The following is a 17846-nucleotide window of genomic DNA, read 5'->3' as shown; positions in this document are numbered from 1 at the left end:
GCCTCAATCATGTTGCAGAACATTCCCACCCACGTCATCGCCGGGCCATTGGGCGCTGGCAAGACCAGCCTGATCCGCCAGCTCATGGCGCAGCGCCCGGCTGGCGAGCGCTGGGCGGTGCTGATCAACGAGTTCGGCCAGATCGGCCTCGACGCCGCCCTGCTGACAAGCGACGCCGATGGTATCGCACTGGGCGAAGTGGCCGGGGGGTGTTTGTGTTGCGTGAATGGTGCGCCGTTTCAGATCGGGCTTGGACGCTTGTTGCGCAAGGCCAGGCCGGATCGGCTGTTCATTGAGCCGTCCGGGCTGGGGCATCCGGCGCAATTGCTCAGGCAATTGAATGAGGCGCCATGGCTAGGCGTATTGGCAGTGCAGCCGTGTGTGCTGGTGCTGGACGCCCAAGCGTTGGCGGCGGGCAAGCCGTTGCCGGCAGCGCAGCAGCAGGCGCTGGCCAGTGCTGGTTTGCTGCTCTTGAACAAGGCAGAAAATCTCGACCAGAACGTCCGCGAACGAATCACCCGGCAGTTGCCAGCGAGTAGGTTGATCTGGACGCAGCAGGCCCAATTGGCATTGAGCGAGTTGCCGGGATTAGCGGTGCAGGGTGTCGAAGGTGTGGACAACTTGGTCCTGCCCAAAGGGCAGGCGCAGAGGCTGGCCGTGTGGAGCGAGCCAACGCTGCCGATTTGCCTCAGTCAGTCGCAGGAGGGTGGTTGGAGTGTTGGTTGGCGCTGGCATCCAAGTCAGGTGTTCGACGAAACGCGTGTCGCCGATTGGCTGAAAAGCCTGAGCTGGCGCCGCGCGAAACTGGTTATCCACACCCCGCAGGGTTGGGTTTCAGCGAATGTTTTAGACAATGATGACTTGGATTGGCAGCCCAGTGAATGGAGACGAGACTCGCGAATCGAACTGATTTTCAGCGGCCCGCAGGATGCCACCCAGTTACAGGCTCAACTGGCTGGCTGCCGTATTCAGACCACCTAGCTCAAGGCTTCCACTTGGTGTGTTCCTGCCGCCACTGACTCAGCTCGATCACCTGCGCCCGCGGCTTGGCCACTTCCACCACCGGCGGTGTGTCATCAAACGGCGCCGGGTAGGGCGCCAGTTCGATTTGTGCGCTGTGCGCGCCGAACTGGGTGATGGTGCCGTTATGCCGGGTTTCGCCGGTCACCGTGAATTCGAAGTTGTACACACGGGCCAGTCGCCGGCGCCCGCGCGCATCCTTGATAAAGCCGATCTTCCTCAGCGCCACGTTACCGTCGAGCAGCTCGACGCCGGCGTTCACGCAATGCTGTTTGACCCGCTCCAGCGCCCGCTCGCGCAAGCCGTGGTTGTGCCACAGCCATGCGCCAGCCATGGCGAACAGCATGAACACGAAAATATTTTCCAGGGTCAGCATCAACAAGGAACTCCAATAGATGACGTCAGCTTAACTGCGTCGCCGGTCTGTCGTACAGGCTGCGTTTCGTCGCATACTGCGCGGCTTGAATTTCAATCGTTTTACGGAAAAACCCGAATGAAACGTACGCCTCATCTGCTCGCCATCCAGTCCCACGTGGTATTCGGCCACGCCGGTAACAGCGCGGCGGTTTTTCCCATGCAGCGGGTTGGGGTCAACGTCTGGCCGCTGAACACTGTGCAGTTTTCCAACCACACCCAATATGGTCAGTGGGCAGGCGAAGTGTTGCCGCCGCAGCAGATTGGCGAACTGGTCGAAGGCATTGCCGCGATTGGTGAGCTGGGTAATTGCGATGCGGTGCTGTCCGGTTATCTCGGCAGCGCGGCGCAGGGGCGGGCGATTCTCGGCGGTGTGGCGCGCATCAAGGCGATCAATCCCAAGGCTTTGTATCTTTGCGACCCGGTGATGGGCCATCCGGAGAAGGGTTGCAGCGTGCCGGCTGAGGTCAGTGATTTTCTGCTGGACGAAGCGGCGGCGGTGGCGGATTTCATGTGCCCGAACCAGTTGGAGTTGGACAGCTTCTCCGGGCGCAAACCGCAGTCGCTGTTCGATTGCCTGGCCATGGCGCGCGCATTGCTGGCGCGCGGGCCGAAAGCGGTGCTGGTCAAGCATTTGGACTACCCGGGCAAACCGGCGGATGGTTTTGAAATGCTGCTGGTGACCGCCGAGGGCAGTTGGCATCTGCGGCGTCCGCTGCTGGCGTTCCCGCGTCAGCCGGTGGGCGTGGGCGATCTGACGTCCGGGCTGTTTCTGGCGCGGGTGCTGCTCGGTGACAGCCTGTTGGCGGCGTTCGAATTCACCGCTGCGGCAGTGCATGAAGTACTGCTGGAGACTCAGGCGTGCGCCAGTTACGAGTTGCAGCTGATTCGGGCGCAGGATCGGATTGCGCATCCGCGGGTGAAGTTCGAAGCGACCGCGATCAGTCTGTAAGTCCGCGTCGCCTCAATCGCGGGCAAGCCCGGCTCCCACAGGGTTCTCTGTTGAAACACAATTGTGTATTCAGCACAAAAACCTGTGGGAGCCGGGCTTGCCCGCGATAGCTATCTAAAGGCGTGAACGCATCAAGCGTCGCCCTTGATCTCCTGGTAACGCTTTTCCAGTTCCTGGCGAATCTGCCGACGCTGCTGCGCCTGCATATAACGACGCTTGTCTTCACTGTTCTGCGGCTGTAGCGGTGGCACCACGGCAGGTTTGCGCTGGTCATCCACCGCCACCATGGTGAAGAAGCAGCTGTTGGTGTGGCGCACCGAGCGCTCGCGGATGTTTTCGGTCACCACTTTGATACCGACTTCCATCGAGGTGTTGCCGGTGTAGTTCACCGACGCGAGAAAGGTCACCAGTTCGCCGACATGGATCGGCTCGCGGAAAATCACCTGATCCACCGACAGGGTCACCACATAGCGACCGGCATAACGGCTGGCGCAGGCGTAGGCCACTTCGTCGAGGTATTTGAGCAGGGTGCCGCCGTGGACATTGCCAGAAAAATTGGCCATGTCGGGGGTCATCAGTACCGTCATCGACAGCTGGGCGTTTCCGGGTTCCATAACGTTCTCACGGGTCAAGGCAGGATTACGGGAAGAACACCTCTGCGGGTGCCTGGTCGCTTTTTCAAAACCACCGTTATCGGGACGCCAAGCGACTGGCTGCCGTCACGCCGGGATCGATCTGTTTCCATATATTGCACCGCCTTTCAGCTGGAAGTCGCGGTGTTACCCTGCGAAAGCCCCGCCCAAGGGCAATTCCCACAGCAAAAGCGGATTTTTACTCGGCTCGCCCGGACTCTTCTGACGTCTGATGGGCGCCTCGTCACTCAAGGAGCCCACGCCATGCATGCGATCAGCTTTATCCAGGATCTGGCAGTGATCATGTTGATCGCAGGTGTGGTGACCGTGTTGTTCCACCGTTTCAAGCAGCCGGTGGTGCTCGGCTACATCGTTGCCGGCTTCATTATCGGCCCGCACACCCCGCCGTTCGGCCTGATCCACGACGAAGAAACCATCAAGACCCTTGCCGAACTCGGGGTGATCTTCCTGATGTTCTGCCTAGGTCTGGAGTTCAGCCTGCGCAAGCTGTTCAAGGTTGGCGCCACGGCGTTTATCGCGGCATTCCTCGAAATCGTGCTGATGATCTGGATCGGCTACGAAATCGGCCGCTGGTTCGACTGGAACACCATGGATTCGCTGTTCCTCGGCGCGATCCTGGCGATTTCCTCGACCACCATCATCGTCAAAGCGCTTAACGATCTGAAGATGAAAAACGAGCGGTTCGCGCAGTTGATCTTCGGCGTGCTGATTGTCGAAGACATCCTCGGCATCGGCATCATCGCCTTGCTGTCGAGCATTGCCGTCAGTGGCACGGTGAGTTCCGGCGAAGTGTTCTCCACGGTCGGCAAACTCTCGCTGTTCATGATTGTGGCGCTGGTAATCGGCATCCTGCTGGTGCCGCGATTGCTGGCCTATGTGGCGAAATTCGAGAGCAACGAGATGCTGCTGATCACCGTGCTCGGCCTGTGTTTCGGCTTCTGCCTGCTGGTGGTCAAACTCGAATACAGCATGGTGCTCGGCGCGTTTCTGATTGGCGCGATCATGGCCGAGTCGCGGCAACTGCTGAAGATCGAGCGCTTGATCGAGCCGGTGCGTGATTTGTTCAGCGCAATCTTCTTCGTCGCCATCGGCCTGATGCTCGATCCGCTGATCCTGTTGCAATATGCATGGCCGATCGCCGTGATCACCGTAGCCGTAGTGCTCGGCAAGATGGTGTCCTGCGGCCTCGGGGCGTTTATCGCCGGCAATGACGGACGCACCTCACTGCGCGTCGGCATGGGTCTTTCGCAGATTGGCGAATTTTCTTTCATCATCGCTGCACTGGGCATGACCCTGCAGGTCACCAGCAACTTTCTTTATCCGGTGGCCGTGGCTGTTTCGGTGATTACCACGCTGCTCACGCCATACCTGATCCGCGCGGCTGATCCGCTATCAATCAAGCTGTCGGCGGCGATGCCGCAGCGTTTGGGACGGGTGCTGAGTATGTATGGCGAATGGCTGCGCAGCATTCAGCCACAGGGCGAGGGCGCGATGCTCGCATCGATCATCCGGCGGATTCTGTTGCAGGTCGGGGTCAATCTGGCGCTGGTGATCGCGATTTTCTTCTCGGGCGCGTTCTTCGCCGAGCGTATTTCGACTTACCTGCAAGACTGGATTGGTGATCCGAGCTGGCAGAAAGCGTTGATCTGGGGTGGGGCGCTGCTGCTGTCGTTGCCGTTCTTGATCGCGGCCTACCGCAAGCTTAAAGCGCTGTCGATGCTGCTGGCGGAGATGGGCGTGAAACCGGAGATGGCCGGGCGTCACACGCAGCGAGTGCGTCGGGTGATCGCCGAAGTGATCCCGATTCTCTCGCTGCTGGTGATTTTCCTGCTGTTGGCAGCCTTGTCGGCCAGTATCTTGCCGACCAACAAGTTGCTGATGCTGATCGCCGTGGTCGCGGCCGCCGTGGCGGCACTGCTCTGGCGCTGGTTCATCCGCGTGCACACGCGGATGCAGGTGGCCTTGCTGGAGACGCTCGACAACCACAAAGAGCCGTCGGGGCACTGACCATTCGAGGGCGTTTGGCCGATCAGCTTTCCAGCCAGACGTCCCGCGCCCAATGCCAGACCGACTCCCAGGTTTCTTCGGCAATCAGCTCTTCTTCGGCTTGCCACAACACCACGGTGCCGTCTTCTTCGACACAGTAGTAATCGTCGCCGTCCTGGCAGATCGGGATCAGACTGCGATCAACCCCGGCGTCCCACGCATTGGCGGCCACGTCCGGCAGATAGGTATGCGATTGCGGATCGGTGACGGTCACCGGCTCCAGGCTGCCGTAAACCACGTCGCTGACGGTCAGCAAAAACTCTCTGAAGACAAACGGGATGTCGATGAACAGCTGTTCTTCGATTTCTACCAGCAGATCTTCGTCTGGCAGCTCCAAGGGGACCGGTACCGGTTCGTTGGCTTCACGCAGTTGTTCGATGATTTCTTCCACGTCCGGGATCCTCTTGCTTGTATGGCGCGGTTTATATGGGGCGGTTTATACAGTAGCTCGCTATAGATGCAACCGCGAAATAGAAAACCCCAGCCGAGGCTGGGGTTTTCGTTACAACATACTTAACGCAGAGGGTATCAGCCGTTCTGGCGGATACCGGCCACCAGCCAAGGCTGGTTTTCGCCCTGCGGACGTTCCATGTTCCAGCTTTCGCTGAACACTTCGCCTTGGTCGAAACGCGAGGTTTTCGACACGCCGCTGAAGGTCAGGGTGGCGATGGTCTTGTCCGCACGGTCATCCACGCCGTCCAGTTGAACCTGGAGGTTGTCGATGTAGGTCGACTGGAAGCCGTCGCCCAGATCTGCACGCTCGCGCTTGAGGAACTCAAGCAGTTGCGGCGTCACGAACTCGGCAATCTTGTCCATTTCGTTGGCGTCCCAGTGCTGCTGCAGCGACTGGAAGTGGTTACGGGCGGCTTCGATAAAGCGCTGCTCGTTGAACCACGCCGGAGCGTTGATTACCGGACGGGCGGCAGCCGGTGCAGCCGAACCACCAAAGATCGAACCCATGCCTGCTGGCTTCTGCTCGAAGGTTTCACGCTGCATCGGCGCGCCGGCCGGAGCCAGATGCTCCTGCTGCTTGCGGCGACGGGCGGCAATAAAGCGGAAGATCACAAACGCGATCAAGGCCATGATCAGGATGTCGAAGATCTGCATGCCCTGGAAACCGTCGCCCATGAACATGGACGCAAGCAGGCCACCGGCGGCGATGCCGGCCAGAGGGCCGAGCCAGCGCGAAGCACCGCCAGCCTTGGCTGCAGCGCCCGCGGCACCGGCAGCACCAGCGGTGGCAGCAGCGCCGCCCGCAGCAGAAGAAGGAGCCATTTGGCTGGTCTGGTGCGTCGGCGCAGCGCCGGCGCTTTTGCCACCACCAAAGCGCTTTGCATTGGCATCGAGGCTCATCGTCAGGCCGATACACAACGCCATGGCGATGCTAAGAAAACGTTTCATACGGAATTCCCGTTTAGTGAGACATGCGCGTCATGTTGCACAGCTGAAGTGTTACTGGCTAGCGACAGAGTGTTTCGGGCTTTTGCCTGACAGGTGAGGTTCAGCTTCGGACAGCGCAATAGGACCTGTTAGCTTTGGTCTGTAGGAAGGAGGAATAAGTTCTGTGGGAATAGTTGTGTGGGAGCAAGCCTGCTCACTCCCACACAACTCAGGTTTAAATGGCTTCGAGTTTCGCGTAGCCGAGCATCAGCCACTTGCTGCCTTCGCCGAAGTTGACCTGCACTCGAGCCTGAGCGCCGGCGCCTTCGAAGTTGAGAATCACGCCTTCGCCAAAGATCGAATGGCGCACGGCCTGACCAAGGCTGAATCCCGTCTCCGGAATTTCGCTGCCGGCGAACAGATTGCTGCCGCTCATCGACTGATTACCGCCGAACGGTCGACTGACGCTGTTCGACAAGCGCACTTCCTGAATCAGACCTTTCGGCACCTCGCGTACGAAACGCGAGACCTTGTTGTAGGTTTCGCTGCCGTACAGACGTCGGGTTTCGGCGTAGGTCATCACCAGATTCTGCATCGCCCGGGTGATGCCGACATACGCCAGGCGCCGTTCTTCCTCGAGACGCCCCGGTTCTTCCAGGCTCATCTTGTGCGGGAACAGGCCTTCTTCCATGCCCACCAGGAACACGTAAGGGAATTCCAGACCCTTGGCGCTGTGCAGCGTCATCAGTTGAATGCTGTCTTCGTGCTCGTCGGCCTGAGTATCGCCGGCCTCCAAGGAGGCGTGGCCGAGGAATGCCGCGAGTGGCGTCAGCTCTTCGTCTTCTTCGGTGTTCTCGAAGTTACGTGCAGCGCTGACCAGTTCCTCAAGGTTTTCCACCCGGGCCTGGCCTTTTTCGCCTTTTTCCGCTTCGTGATAGGCGATCAGGCCCGATTGCTCGATGACCGTCTGGGTCATCAAGTGCAACGGCATCTCGGCGCACTTGGCGGAGAGGTTCTCGATCAGCTCGATAAACCCACCCAACGCGCCGGCCGCACGCCCGGTCAGGCCTTTATTGGCGACCAGTTGGCGCATGGCTTCCCACATCGAAACATCGGCGTGGCGCGCGTGTTCGCGGATGGCTTCGACGGTTTTCTCGCCAATGCCACGCGCCGGAACGTTAATCACCCGTTCCAGCGCCGCATCGTTGCCGCGACCCTCAAGCAAACGCAGGTAGGCCATGGCGTTCTTGATTTCCGCACGTTCGAAGAAGCGCTGGCCGCCGTAGATGCGGTAAGGAATGCGCTCGCGCAGCAAGGCTTCTTCCAGAACGCGCGATTGGGCGTTGGATCGGTACAAAATCGCGATATCGCTGCGCGCGAGGCCGGTTTTCAGCGCGCTTTCGATGGTTTCGACAACGTAGCGTGCTTCATCGTGTTCGTTGAACGCGGCGTAAAGATTGATCGCTTCGCCGTCGCCGCCGTCCGTCCACAACTCTTTACCGAGGCGCCCGGTGTTGTTGGCGATCAGGGCGTTGGCGGCTTTGAGGATGCCGGCGGTGGAGCGATAGTTCTGCTCCAGTCGAATGGTCTCGGCATCCGGGAAGTCGGCGGAATACTGGTGAATGTTCTCGATTTTCGCGCCGCGCCAGCCGTAGATCGACTGGTCGTCGTCGCCGACCACCATCAGGCTGTCGCCTCCCTGCGCCAGCAGACGCAACCAGGCGTACTGCACGGCGTTGGTGTCCTGGAACTCGTCCACCAGAACGTGGCGGAAGCGTTTCTGATAGTGCGCCAGCAGTCCCGGGTGGTCGCGCCACAGGTCGAGGGCGCGCAGCAGCAGTTCGGAGAAGTCGATCACACCGGCGCGCAGGCACGCGGCCTCGTAGGCCTCATAAATGCTGCGCATGGTTGCCAGAAACAGATCGCCGCTGGCCTGAATGTGTTGCGGACGCAGACCTTCGTCTTTCTGCCCGTTGATGAACCATTGCGCCTGACGCGCCGGCCAGCGTTGCTCGTCGAGACCCAGCTCGCGGATCACCCGCTTGACCAGCCGTTGCTGGTCGTCGCTGTCGAGAATCTGGAAAGTCTGGCTCAGCCCGGCTTCCTGCCAGTGCGCCCGCAGCAAGCGGTGCGCCAGGCCGTGGAAGGTACCGACCCACATGCCGGCCGGGTTGATACCCATCAACTGCTCGATGCGGTGGCGCATCTCGGCAGCGGCCTTGTTGGTAAAGGTCACCGACAGGACGGAGTGGGGTGAGGCGTTCTCGACCTGGATCAACCAGGCGATACGGTGCACCAGCACTCGGGTTTTACCGGAACCAGCACCGGCCAGGACCAACTGACGACCCACGGAGGCAGCTACGGCCTGGCGTTGGGCATCGTTGAGGGAGTTCAGCAGAAGGGAGAGATCATCGCGCATCGGGGCATTCTAGGGTGCGCCGCCAGCCCGGGCAAACCGAGCTTTGCATTAGCCGATGAAAGTGCTGCCGATGACGACCGGTCAGTCACCGGCTACAGGCGTTGCCCCGCCTCGCCTCGGGACTTTTGAGGAGGGTAAAAGGCCGAAAAGTCTGGCTGAAATTCTGCTCGCGAGCAGTGTGGCAAGTGAATCGGCTTGTGTATGCTCCGTCCACGTTTCCGGGCGCATGCCCACATCTATAAGAACAAGAACGTTGCCTATGACCCTCAGCTCAGACCTGTCGGGCCCCTCCGTGGAACCCCGGGTTATCCGCAAACACTACGCCACCGAGATGGCGGTAGAGCGCACGCGCCTGCTTTATCAGGGTTCGCTGCTGCCGACGCTGTTCATGTTGATCAATGGTCTGGTCTGCGCCGGTTTGCTCTGGAGCCCGCAGCGTTACTTCGTGGTCAGCGTCTGGCTGGTGTGGCTGCTGTCATTGGTGGCGTTGCGGGTGATTCAGGTCGCGGCGTTCGATTCGGCGATCCCTGACCGTCAGGCCCAGCCGATCTGGCGGCGGATGTTTCTGCTCGGTTCGACCATGACCGGCCTGACTCTGGCCGGCGCCGGCATCGCTCTGGTGCCCGCCGACAACTTCATCGAGCAAGCCTGGGTGTTCGGCCTGATTGGCGCGGCGACGCTCTCGGCCAGCGTGGCTTACGCGGTGAGTCTTCCGGCGTTTCTGTCCTTTACCTTGCCGTGTCTGCTGCCGGCCATCGGCTTTCTGTTCTGGGGCGGCGACGATCAGGCGCGCGGCTGGGGTTGGCTCGGGTTGATTCTGTTGGGTTCGCTGAGCGTGGTGGCGTGGCAGGTTCATCGTCTTATCGATCGCGGTCTGCTGCGGCGCTTTCAGACTCAGCACCTGATCGAGCATTTGCAGCAGGCGCAAACCCGCAGCGGACAGCTCAATCAGGAACTGGCCAGAGAAATCGACCACCGGCGTTGCGTCGAGGGTAAATTGCGCGAGGCGCAAGTCGAACTGGAAGCGCGCGTCGCTCAGCGCAGCCTGGAACTGGACGCCGCCAATCAGGCCCTGAGCAAAAGCGAAGCGCGGCTGGCGCTGGCGTTGAAAGCCAGTGAGTTGGGCTTGTGGGACTGGAACCTGCAAACCGATGAAGTGCATCACACGCAGATTCACGAGCTATTTGGCCTGGCTCCGGAGTACGTCACGGCACTGCTCAGGGATCTCAAGCCGCGGCTGCACCCGGATGACTTGCCGTTGCTCAAGTTTGCACTGGTCGAGCATCTGAAAGGTCGCACCGAGGACTACCAGATCGAATACCGCGTGCGCCACGGTGATGGCCATTGGGTGTGGATTGAAGACCGTGGCCGCGCGGTTGAGCGCAGCGACAGCGGACGGGTGATCCGTATGGTCGGCACCCGCCGCGACATCAGCGTGAGCAAAAGCCTGGAGGTGCAGCAGCAACTGGCGGCAACCGTGTTTGAAGCGGCCAGCGAAGGCATCGTGATTCTTGATCCGAACTACTCGCTGATTGCGATCAATCAGGCGTTCAGCCGGGTCACCGGTTACGACATCGACGACATGCTCGGGCGCAACGTGGTCGAGTTGCCGTGCAGTCGCGACGCGCGTCGACATTACGCGGCCATTCGCCAGGCGTTGGAGCAGCACGGCAGTTGGCAAGGTGAGCTGGTGGAAACCCGCAAGAACGGCGAGTTGTACCCGCAGTGGCTGCAACTGAATGTCGTACGTGATCGCCGGGGAAAGGTCAGCCATATCGTTGGCTTCTTCGCCGATCTGTCCGCGCGTCGCGAATCTGAAGAGCGTATGCGCTACCTGACACACTACGACGAACTCACGGGACTGGCCAACCGCTCGCTGTTCCGCGACCGTCTGCACGAAGCGCATCAACGCGTGCGGCAGGGCGGACGCCGCAGTCTGGCTTTGCTGCACATCAACCTGGATCGCTTCAAGCTGCTCAACGATAGCCTCGGCCATGAAATCGCCGATCAGTTGCTGCAAAAAATGTCGCGGCGCCTGGTCATCGCTTTGCCGGAAGCCGACACCATCGCCCGCCTGTCCGGCGACGAGTTTGCGGTGTTGTTCGATGCTTATGGCAGCCTGTCGAGTCTGGCGCGGGTCGCTACACGGCTTTCGACCAAACTGCGCTTGCCGCTGATCATCGACGGACATGAGTTGGTGGTCAGCGCCTCGATGGGCATCAGCATGCTGCCGGACAACGCCCGGGAAATCTCCGCGCTGGTCAGTCAGTCGAACATGGCCATGCAGCACGCCAAACATTTGGGCGGCAACAACTTCCAGTTCTACACCGAAAGCCTGCAAGCCAGCACACTTGAGCGTCTGCAACTGGAAAACCAGCTGCGCAAAGCCATCGAGGAACAGCAGCTGCACGTCTTCTATCAACCCAAGCTGTGCCTGGAAACGGGACGGCTGAACGCCGCCGAAGCACTGGTGCGCTGGGATCATCCGACCATTGGCCGAGTGCCGCCGGGGGATTTCATCGGCTTGGCTGAGGAAACCGGGTTGATCGGGCCGATTGGCGAGTTCGTGCTGCGCCAGGCCTGTTTGCAGGCGTGCGAATGGCAGCGGCAAGGGCTGGCGCCGATTCGGGTCTCGGTAAATCTGTCGGGGCACCAGTTGCGCCAAGGCAAACTGGTCAGTCTGGTGCGCCAAGTGCTCGAAGAAACCGGCCTCGCGCCGTACTACCTTGAACTCGAACTTACCGAAAGTCAGCTACTCGACAGCGTTGAACACATCATCGCCACGTTCCAGCAACTGCGTGATCTTGGGGTGAAGTTGGCCATCGACGACTTCGGCACCGGCTATTCGTCGCTGAGTTATCTGAAGCGGATTCCGGTGGACTACGTGAAGATCGATCAGGCGTTCATTCGCGGACTGGGGGAGGGCAGCGAGGACGCGGCTATTACTCGCGCGATCATTGCGATGGCGCATGGGTTGTCGCTGAAAGTCGTGGCTGAAGGCGTCGAACGGCCGGAGCAGCTGGAGTTTTTGCGGGCTGAGGGCTGTGATGAGGTGCAGGGCTATCTGATCAGCCGTCCGGTCGAGGCGACGACTCTGGCCGAGTTACTACGCGGGCAGGAAAAACCGGCATAAAGGGCTACATACAGAGGACGACGCCTGATCCGGGGGCATTCAGATACGCATTGAGCGGGCAAAAAGCCAATTCATGTAGTATAACTACAAGCTTGCTACATCCCCGGCATCTGCCCCATAACAAGAGTCCAGTCCTTTGAATCTGCTGCAACATATTGCCCAGTCACGTCACCTGTTACGCAAGTCGGAGCTCAAGGTCGCCGACCACGTGCTGCTTGACCCTGCGGCGGTGATGCACAGTTCCATGGCCGACCTGGCGCACAGCGTCGGTATCAGCGAACCGACCATCGTGCGCTTCTGTCGTGCCATCGGTTGTTCGGGTTTTCAGGATCTGAAACTCAAGCTCGCGCAGAGCCTCGCGGCCGGCGCCAGTTTCGGCCAGTTCGCCATTCATGAAGACGATTCCGTCGCCGACTACAGCCTGAAGATTTTCGACACCACCTTGCACACGCTGATGGAGGTTCGCGAGAAGCTCGATCCGCTGGAATTGCAGCGCGCGGTGACGTTGATGTCGCAGGCGCAGCGCGTCGAGTTCTACGGCTTTGGTGCGTCGGGCGCGGTGGCCGCGGATGCCCAGCACAAGTTCTTCCGTTTGCTGCTGACGGCGGCGGCGTATTCCGATCCGCACATGCAGGCGATGTCCGCAGTGACGTTGAAACCGACTGATGTGGCGATCTGCATTTCCCAGTCCGGTCGCTCCAAAGATCTGCTGATCACTGCCAATCTGGTGCGTGAGAGCGGTGCTTCGTTGATTACGTTGTGCCCGAGCCAGACGCCGCTGGCTGAATTGTCGACGGTCAATCTGGCGATCGATGTGCATGAAGACACGGAAATCTATACGCCGCTGACATCACGAATTGCTCACCTTGTAGTGATCGACGTGTTGGCAATGGGCGTGGCGATGGCGCGTGGGCCGAGCCTGGTCAACCACCTCAAGAGCGTCAAACGCAGCCTGCGCAGCTTGCGCCTGTCGCCCAAATCGGTGAAAGCGCTGGACGACTGACCCTGGAATGCGGGGCTGTTGTGGCGAGGGAGCTTGCTCCCGCTTGAGTGCGCAGCGCTCACAAAAATATCGGGGCCGCTGCGCGACCCAGCGGGAGCAAGCTCCCTCGCCACAAATTGCCTCTGCCCTGAAGAATTTCATCTGCCTGTAACCTGCAAGCAGCCAAACCGTCATCCCCCGCGCCTATCGTGAAACTCCCGTAAACGCCTTGGGAGACTCGAAATGGCTCAGCCTTACGAAGAACGCAACAGCGCCGCGAAAACCCGTCGTCAGCAGGAAGATCAGCGCCGCATGGAGTTTCGCCGCGCCATTGAAGATCGCGCCGAACAGCGCCTGCTTCTCGCCGAGATCGACGATTTTGCCGAGATCAATCACTGGCAGGCAGCACCGGCAGTTTCCCGGCGAAACGCTCAACCAGCGCGCTGATCTGCACGCGCTCAGCGCGGATAAACGCCAGGAAGGCGTGTGCTACCGGTGACAGGCGTTTGGCTTTGGCCTGCACCAGGCACCAGCTACGGAACAATGGAAGTTCTTCGACCGGCAGCTCGACCAGTGCGCCGGTCGCCAGCTCAAGGTTCAGGGCGTGGCGCGTCAACAGCGCCAGGCCCAGACCCGCCAGCACGCATTCACGCTGAGCTTCGGCCGAGGCCACTTCCTGGGTCTGCGTGAAGTGCACGCGCTTCTCTTTGAAGTATTCCTCGCAAGCCATGCGTGTGCCTGAACCGGCTTCACGAATCAACAGCGTGTAGGGCTCCAGATCCTGCAAGCGCAGCGGCCCCATGTGCGACAGCGGATGATCCGGCGGCGCGACGGCCACAATCGGGTTGTTGAGGAAGGGCAGGAATTCCAGGCCCATGTCCTGCGGCACCATCGACATGATCACCAGATCGTCGCGGTTGTCCGAGAGACGGCGAATCACCTGGCCACGGTTAACCACAGTCAGTTGCAGATTCACTTCGGGGTGCTGGCGTTTGAATGCAGCAAACAGATGCGGCACGAAGTATTTGGCGCTGGATTCCACCGCGAGTTTCAGCTGACCCTGGAGCGAACCCTGCATGTCCGACAGCTGCATATCGAGGTTTTCCAGCCGTCCGAAAATGTCGCGACTGGCACGCTGAAGCGCTTCCGCTGCCTCGGTCATGTACAGTTTCTTGCCGACATAGTCGAATAATGGCTGGCCGATCAGCTCTTCAAGCTGCCGAATCTGTAGGCTGACGGCGGGTTGAGTGAGCGACATTTCCTCAGCTGCACGGCTGTAGGACCGTAAATCACACACTTCATTGAAGATCTGCAGTTGACGCAATGTCATACGCATCAATGACTTACGCATTTTCTAAGTACTCTGGGCGCAGGCTGATGCGCTGACTATAAGTCTTTACTTATGGCTGACCCAATTTTTATTCATTTTTGTTAATCCCTTATGAGCGCTAGTGTGGGGGCGCGACCAGATTGAAACATTTGGTCACGCGTCGACCTGGGACTAGCAGGTCGTGATGCCACCGGCTCAAGGGAACCTCCAAGTGATAAAAAAGATCCTGATCGCCAACCGTGGTGAGATTGCCGTACGAATCGTACGAGCCTGCGCCGAAATGGGCATCCGCTCGGTCGCGATCTACTCCGACGCCGACCGTCACGCGCTGCATGTGAAGCGTGCGGACGAGGCCCACAGCATTGGCGCCGAGCCATTGGCCGGTTACCTCAACCCGCGCAAGCTGGTGAACCTCGCGGTGGAAACCGGCTGCGATGCGTTGCACCCCGGCTACGGTTTCCTTTCGGAAAACCCGGAACTGGCGGATATCTGCGCCGAACGCGGAATCAAATTCATCGGCCCGTCGGCAGAAGTCATCCGCCGCATGGGCGACAAGACTGAAGCGCGCCGCAGCATGATCAAGGCCGGTGTGCCAGTGACGCCGGGCACCGAGGGCAACGTGGCGGACATCGCCGAAGCCCTGACCGAAGGCGACCGCATCGGCTACCCGGTGATGCTCAAGGCCACGTCCGGTGGTGGCGGTCGCGGTATCCGTCGCTGCAACAGCCGCGAAGAACTCGAACAGAATTTCCCCCGCGTCATTTCCGAAGCGACCAAGGCTTTCGGTTCGGCGGAAGTGTTCCTGGAAAAGTGCATCGTCAATCCGAAACACATCGAAGCGCAGATCCTCGGCGACAGCTTCGGCAACGTCGTGCACCTGTTCGAGCGTGACTGCTCGATCCAGCGCCGTAACCAGAAGCTGATCGAAATCGCCCCGAGCCCGCAATTGACCCCCGAGCAGCGCGCCTACATCGGCGACCTGTCGGTGCGTGCGGCCAAGGCTGTAGGTTACGAGAATGCCGGCACCGTGGAGTTCCTGCTCGCCGAGGGCGAGGTGTACTTCATGGAGATGAACACCCGGGTGCAGGTCGAACACACCATCACCGAAGAAATCACCGGCATCGATATCGTCCGCGAACAGATTCGCATCGCTTCCGGCCTACCACTGTCGGTGAAGCAGGAAGACATTCAGCATCGCGGATTTGCCCTGCAATTTCGCATCAACGCCGAAGACCCGAAAAACAACTTCCTGCCGAGCTTCGGCAAGATCACCCGTTATTACGCACCCGGCGGCCCCGGCGTGCGCACCGACACGGCGATCTACACCGGCTACACCATCCCGCCGTTCTACGACTCGATGTGCCTGAAACTGGTGGTCTGGGCGTTGACCTGGGAAGAAGCCATGGACCGTGGCTTGCGCGCCCTCGACGACATGCGTCTGCAAGGCGTGAAGACCACCGCCGCGTACTATCAGGAAATCCTGCGCAACCCGGAATTCCGTAGCGGCCAGTTCAATACCAGCTTCGTTGAAAGCCATCCTGAACTGACCAACTACTCGATCAAGCGCAAACCCGAAGAGCTGGCCCTGGCCATCGCCGCCGCCATCGCCGCCCACGCAGGCCTGTGAGGAATACTCCAATGTCCAAAAAAATATACGTTACCGACACCATCCTGCGCGACGCCCATCAATCGCTGCTCGCCACCCGCATGCGCACCGAAGACATGCTGCCGATCTGCGACAAGCTCGACAAAGTCGGCTACTGGTCGCTGGAATGCTGGGGCGGTGCGACGTTCGACGCCTGCGTACGTTTTCTCAAAGAAGACCCGTGGGAGCGTCTGCGCCAACTGCGTGCGGCGCTGCCTAACACGCGTCTGCAAATGCTCCTGCGCGGCCAGAACCTGCTGGGCTACCGCCACTACAGCGACGACGTGGTCAAAGCCTTTGTTGCCAAGGCAGCGGTCAACGGCATCGACGTGTTCCGCATTTTCGACGCGATGAACGACGTGCGTAACCTGCGGGTGGCCATCGAAGCGGTGAAAGCGGCGGGCAAACACGCTCAGGGCACCATCGCGTACACCACCAGTCCGGTGCACACCATCGACGCGTTCGTGGCGCAAGCCAAGCAGATGGAAGCCATGGGTTGCGACTCGGTCGCGATCAAGGACATGGCCGGTCTGCTGACCCCGTACGCCACTGGTGAACTGGTTCGAGCATTGAAGAGCGAGCAGTCGCTGCCAGTATTCATTCACTCGCACGACACCGCGGGTCTCGCGACCATGTGTCAACTCAAGGCCATTGAAAACGGCGCCGATCACATCGACACCGCGATCTCCAGCTTCGCTTCCGGCACCAGCCACCCAGGCACCGAGTCGATGGTTGCTGCACTCAAGGGCAGCGAGTTCGACACCGGCCTGAACCTGGAGCTGCTGCAAGAGATCGGCCTGTACTTCTACGCCGTGCGCAAGAAGTACCACCAGTTCGAAAGCGAATTCACCGCCGTCGACACCCGCGTGCAAGTCAACCAGGTGCCGGGCGGGATGATCTCCAACCTGGCCAACCAGTTGAAAGAGCAGGGCGCTCTGAATCGCATGGCTGAAGTGCTGGCAGAGATCCCGCGCGTGCGTGAAGACCTCGGCTTCCCGCCGCTGGTGACCCCGACGTCGCAGATCGTGGGCACCCAGGCGTTCTTCAACGTGTTGGCCGGCGAGCGCTACAAGACCATCACCAACGAAGTGAAGCTCTATCTGCAAGGCGGCTACGGCAAGGCTCCGGGCGTGGTCAACGAGAAGCTGCGTCGCCAGGCGATCGGCAGCGAAGAAGTGATCGACGTGCGTCCGGCTGATCTGCTCAAACCGGAAATGACCAAGCTGCGTGCCGATATCGGTGCACTGGCCAAGTCCGAAGAAGACGTGCTGACCTACGCGATGTTCCCGGACATCGGCCGCAAATTCCTCGAAGAACGCGCTACCGGCACCCTGACGCCGGAAGTGCTGCTGCCGATTCCTGAAGCGGGCGGCGTGGCCAAGGCCGGTGGCGAAGGTGTGCCGACCGAGTTCGTAATCGACGTCCACGGTGAAACCTACCGCGTCGACATCACTGGTGTCGGCGTCAAGGCTGAAGGCAAGCGTCACTTCTACCTGTCCATCGACGGCATGCCGGAAGAAGTGGTGTTCGAACCGCTCAACGAATTCGTCGGTGGCGGCAGCAGCAAGCGCAAACAGGCTTCTGCACCGGGCCATGTCAGCACCACCATGCCGGGCAACATCGTCGATGTGCTGGTCAAGGAAGGCGACACCGTCAAGGCTGGCCAGTCGGTGCTGATCACCGAAGCGATGAAGATGGAAACTGAAGTCCAGGCGGCCATCGCCGGCAAGGTCACCGCGATTCATGTGGCCAAGGGTGACCGAGTGAATCCGGGCGAAATTCTGATCGAGATCGAAGGCTGAGATACACGCCTCGATACAACGTTTAAACCTCGGGGGGGCATGTGCTCCCCTTTTTTTTGCGCGCAATTCA

Annotated in this window: 14 protein-coding genes; 8 read left to right on the top strand and 6 right to left on the bottom strand. The window is 60.1% G+C overall.

The window, feature by feature from the left end:
- The first annotated feature begins 9 nt into the window (after positions 1 to 9).
- Positions 10 to 981: a CobW family GTP-binding protein gene (locus tag ACP7BN_RS09255; protein ID WP_426203424.1), complete on the top strand. Its 972-nt coding sequence runs from the start codon at positions 10 to 12 to the stop codon at positions 979 to 981.
- A 1-nt stretch (position 982) separates the two neighbouring features.
- Here ACP7BN_RS09255 and ACP7BN_RS09250 read toward each other — a convergent pair whose 3' ends face one another.
- Entirely contained in the window at positions 983 to 1396 is a 414-nt protein-coding gene (locus tag ACP7BN_RS09250) for a DUF3301 domain-containing protein (protein WP_426203423.1), read from the bottom strand.
- 117 nt (positions 1397 to 1513) lie between these two features.
- Between ACP7BN_RS09250 and pdxY the strand changes: the two genes are divergently transcribed.
- On the top strand, positions 1514 to 2386 hold the full coding sequence (pdxY, locus tag ACP7BN_RS09245; protein ID WP_426203421.1) for a pyridoxal kinase PdxY: 873 nt from the start codon (positions 1514 to 1516) through the stop codon (positions 2384 to 2386).
- A gap of 131 nt (positions 2387 to 2517) precedes the next feature.
- Here pdxY and ACP7BN_RS09240 read toward each other — a convergent pair whose 3' ends face one another.
- Complete coding sequence (locus ACP7BN_RS09240) at positions 2518 to 3000, bottom strand: acyl-CoA thioesterase (protein ID WP_420649343.1); 483 nt, start codon at positions 2998 to 3000, stop codon at positions 2518 to 2520.
- A gap of 282 nt (positions 3001 to 3282) precedes the next feature.
- Here ACP7BN_RS09240 and ACP7BN_RS09235 point away from each other — a divergent pair, with 282 nt between their 5' ends.
- Positions 3283 to 5046 (top strand): cation:proton antiporter, encoded by a 1764-nt coding sequence (locus ACP7BN_RS09235; protein ID WP_420649342.1) that lies wholly within the window; start codon positions 3283 to 3285, stop codon positions 5044 to 5046.
- Positions 5047 to 5068: 22 nt separating this feature from the next.
- Here ACP7BN_RS09235 and ACP7BN_RS09230 read toward each other — a convergent pair whose 3' ends face one another.
- From ACP7BN_RS09230 to uvrD, 3 genes are all read right to left on the bottom strand, one after another.
- Positions 5069 to 5476: an SMI1/KNR4 family protein gene (locus ACP7BN_RS09230; RefSeq protein ID WP_003187120.1), complete on the bottom strand. Its 408-nt coding sequence runs from the start codon at positions 5474 to 5476 to the stop codon at positions 5069 to 5071.
- Between the two features lie 137 nt (positions 5477 to 5613).
- Positions 5614 to 6486 (bottom strand): Tim44 domain-containing protein, encoded by an 873-nt coding sequence (locus ACP7BN_RS09225; RefSeq protein WP_426203419.1) that lies wholly within the window; start codon positions 6484 to 6486, stop codon positions 5614 to 5616.
- Between the two features lie 214 nt (positions 6487 to 6700).
- Positions 6701 to 8884 carry a DNA helicase II gene (gene uvrD / locus ACP7BN_RS09220; RefSeq protein WP_426203418.1) on the bottom strand — a complete coding sequence of 728 codons (2184 nt, stop codon included), beginning with the start codon at positions 8882 to 8884 and terminating at the stop codon, positions 6701 to 6703.
- Between the two features lie 259 nt (positions 8885 to 9143).
- On the opposite strand from uvrD, the gene ACP7BN_RS09215 reads away from it, so the two are divergent.
- From ACP7BN_RS09215 to ACP7BN_RS09205, 3 genes are all read left to right on the top strand, one after another.
- On the top strand, positions 9144 to 12017 hold the full coding sequence (locus ACP7BN_RS09215) for a putative bifunctional diguanylate cyclase/phosphodiesterase (protein ID WP_426203416.1): 2874 nt from the start codon (positions 9144 to 9146) through the stop codon (positions 12015 to 12017).
- A 136-nt stretch (positions 12018 to 12153) separates the two neighbouring features.
- Complete coding sequence (gene hexR, locus ACP7BN_RS09210; protein ID WP_007954250.1) at positions 12154 to 13020, top strand: transcriptional regulator HexR; 867 nt, start codon at positions 12154 to 12156, stop codon at positions 13018 to 13020.
- Between the two features lie 222 nt (positions 13021 to 13242).
- Positions 13243 to 13446 (top strand): PA3496 family putative envelope integrity protein, encoded by a 204-nt coding sequence (locus tag ACP7BN_RS09205; protein WP_420649338.1) that lies wholly within the window; start codon positions 13243 to 13245, stop codon positions 13444 to 13446.
- On the opposite strand, the gene ACP7BN_RS09200 is transcribed toward ACP7BN_RS09205, so the two are convergent.
- Positions 13388 to 14350: a LysR family transcriptional regulator gene (locus tag ACP7BN_RS09200; RefSeq protein ID WP_426203413.1), complete on the bottom strand. Its 963-nt coding sequence runs from the start codon at positions 14348 to 14350 to the stop codon at positions 13388 to 13390. The genes ACP7BN_RS09205 and ACP7BN_RS09200 overlap by 59 nt on opposite strands.
- 190 nt (positions 14351 to 14540) lie before the next feature.
- Between ACP7BN_RS09200 and ACP7BN_RS09195 the strand changes: the two genes are divergently transcribed.
- Positions 14541 to 15956, top strand: a complete 1416-nt coding sequence (locus ACP7BN_RS09195) for an acetyl-CoA carboxylase biotin carboxylase subunit (protein ID WP_420649336.1) — start codon at positions 14541 to 14543, stop codon at positions 15954 to 15956.
- Positions 15957 to 15967: 11 nt separating this feature from the next.
- Positions 15968 to 17776 (top strand): sodium-extruding oxaloacetate decarboxylase subunit alpha, encoded by a 1809-nt coding sequence (gene oadA, locus ACP7BN_RS09190; RefSeq protein WP_426203411.1) that lies wholly within the window; start codon positions 15968 to 15970, stop codon positions 17774 to 17776.
- Positions 17777 to 17846: the final 70 nt, after the last annotated feature.

It is taken from the genome of Pseudomonas sp. TWP3-1 (assembly GCF_049896625.1).
Classification (GTDB): domain Bacteria; phylum Pseudomonadota; class Gammaproteobacteria; order Pseudomonadales; family Pseudomonadaceae; genus Aquipseudomonas.
Note: the sequence above shows the minus strand (reverse complement) of the source record. Positions and strands in the feature narration are given on the sequence as shown.

What these genes read in the sequence shown, in the direction of transcription:
- ACP7BN_RS09255 (WP_426203424.1), top strand. Translation starts at nt 10, where the DNA reads ATGTTGCAGAACATTCCCACCCACGTCATCGCCGGGCCATTGGGCGCT.
- ACP7BN_RS09225 (WP_426203419.1), bottom strand. Translation starts at nt 6,486, where the DNA reads ATGAAACGTTTTCTTAGCATCGCCATGGCGTTGTGTATCGGCCTGACG.
- pdxY (WP_426203421.1), top strand. Translation starts at nt 1,514, where the DNA reads ATGAAACGTACGCCTCATCTGCTCGCCATCCAGTCCCACGTGGTATTC.
- ACP7BN_RS09250 (WP_426203423.1), bottom strand. Translation starts at nt 1,396, where the DNA reads ATGCTGACCCTGGAAAATATTTTCGTGTTCATGCTGTTCGCCATGGCT.
- uvrD (WP_426203418.1), bottom strand. Translation starts at nt 8,884, where the DNA reads ATGCGCGATGATCTCTCCCTTCTGCTGAACTCCCTCAACGATGCCCAA.
- ACP7BN_RS09240 (WP_420649343.1), bottom strand. Translation starts at nt 3,000, where the DNA reads ATGGAACCCGGAAACGCCCAGCTGTCGATGACGGTACTGATGACCCCC.
- oadA (WP_426203411.1), top strand. Translation starts at nt 15,968, where the DNA reads ATGTCCAAAAAAATATACGTTACCGACACCATCCTGCGCGACGCCCAT.
- ACP7BN_RS09215 (WP_426203416.1), top strand. Translation starts at nt 9,144, where the DNA reads ATGACCCTCAGCTCAGACCTGTCGGGCCCCTCCGTGGAACCCCGGGTT.
- ACP7BN_RS09200 (WP_426203413.1), bottom strand. Translation starts at nt 14,350, where the DNA reads ATGCGTAAGTCATTGATGCGTATGACATTGCGTCAACTGCAGATCTTC.
- ACP7BN_RS09205 (WP_420649338.1), top strand. Translation starts at nt 13,243, where the DNA reads ATGGCTCAGCCTTACGAAGAACGCAACAGCGCCGCGAAAACCCGTCGT.
- ACP7BN_RS09235 (WP_420649342.1), top strand. Translation starts at nt 3,283, where the DNA reads ATGCATGCGATCAGCTTTATCCAGGATCTGGCAGTGATCATGTTGATC.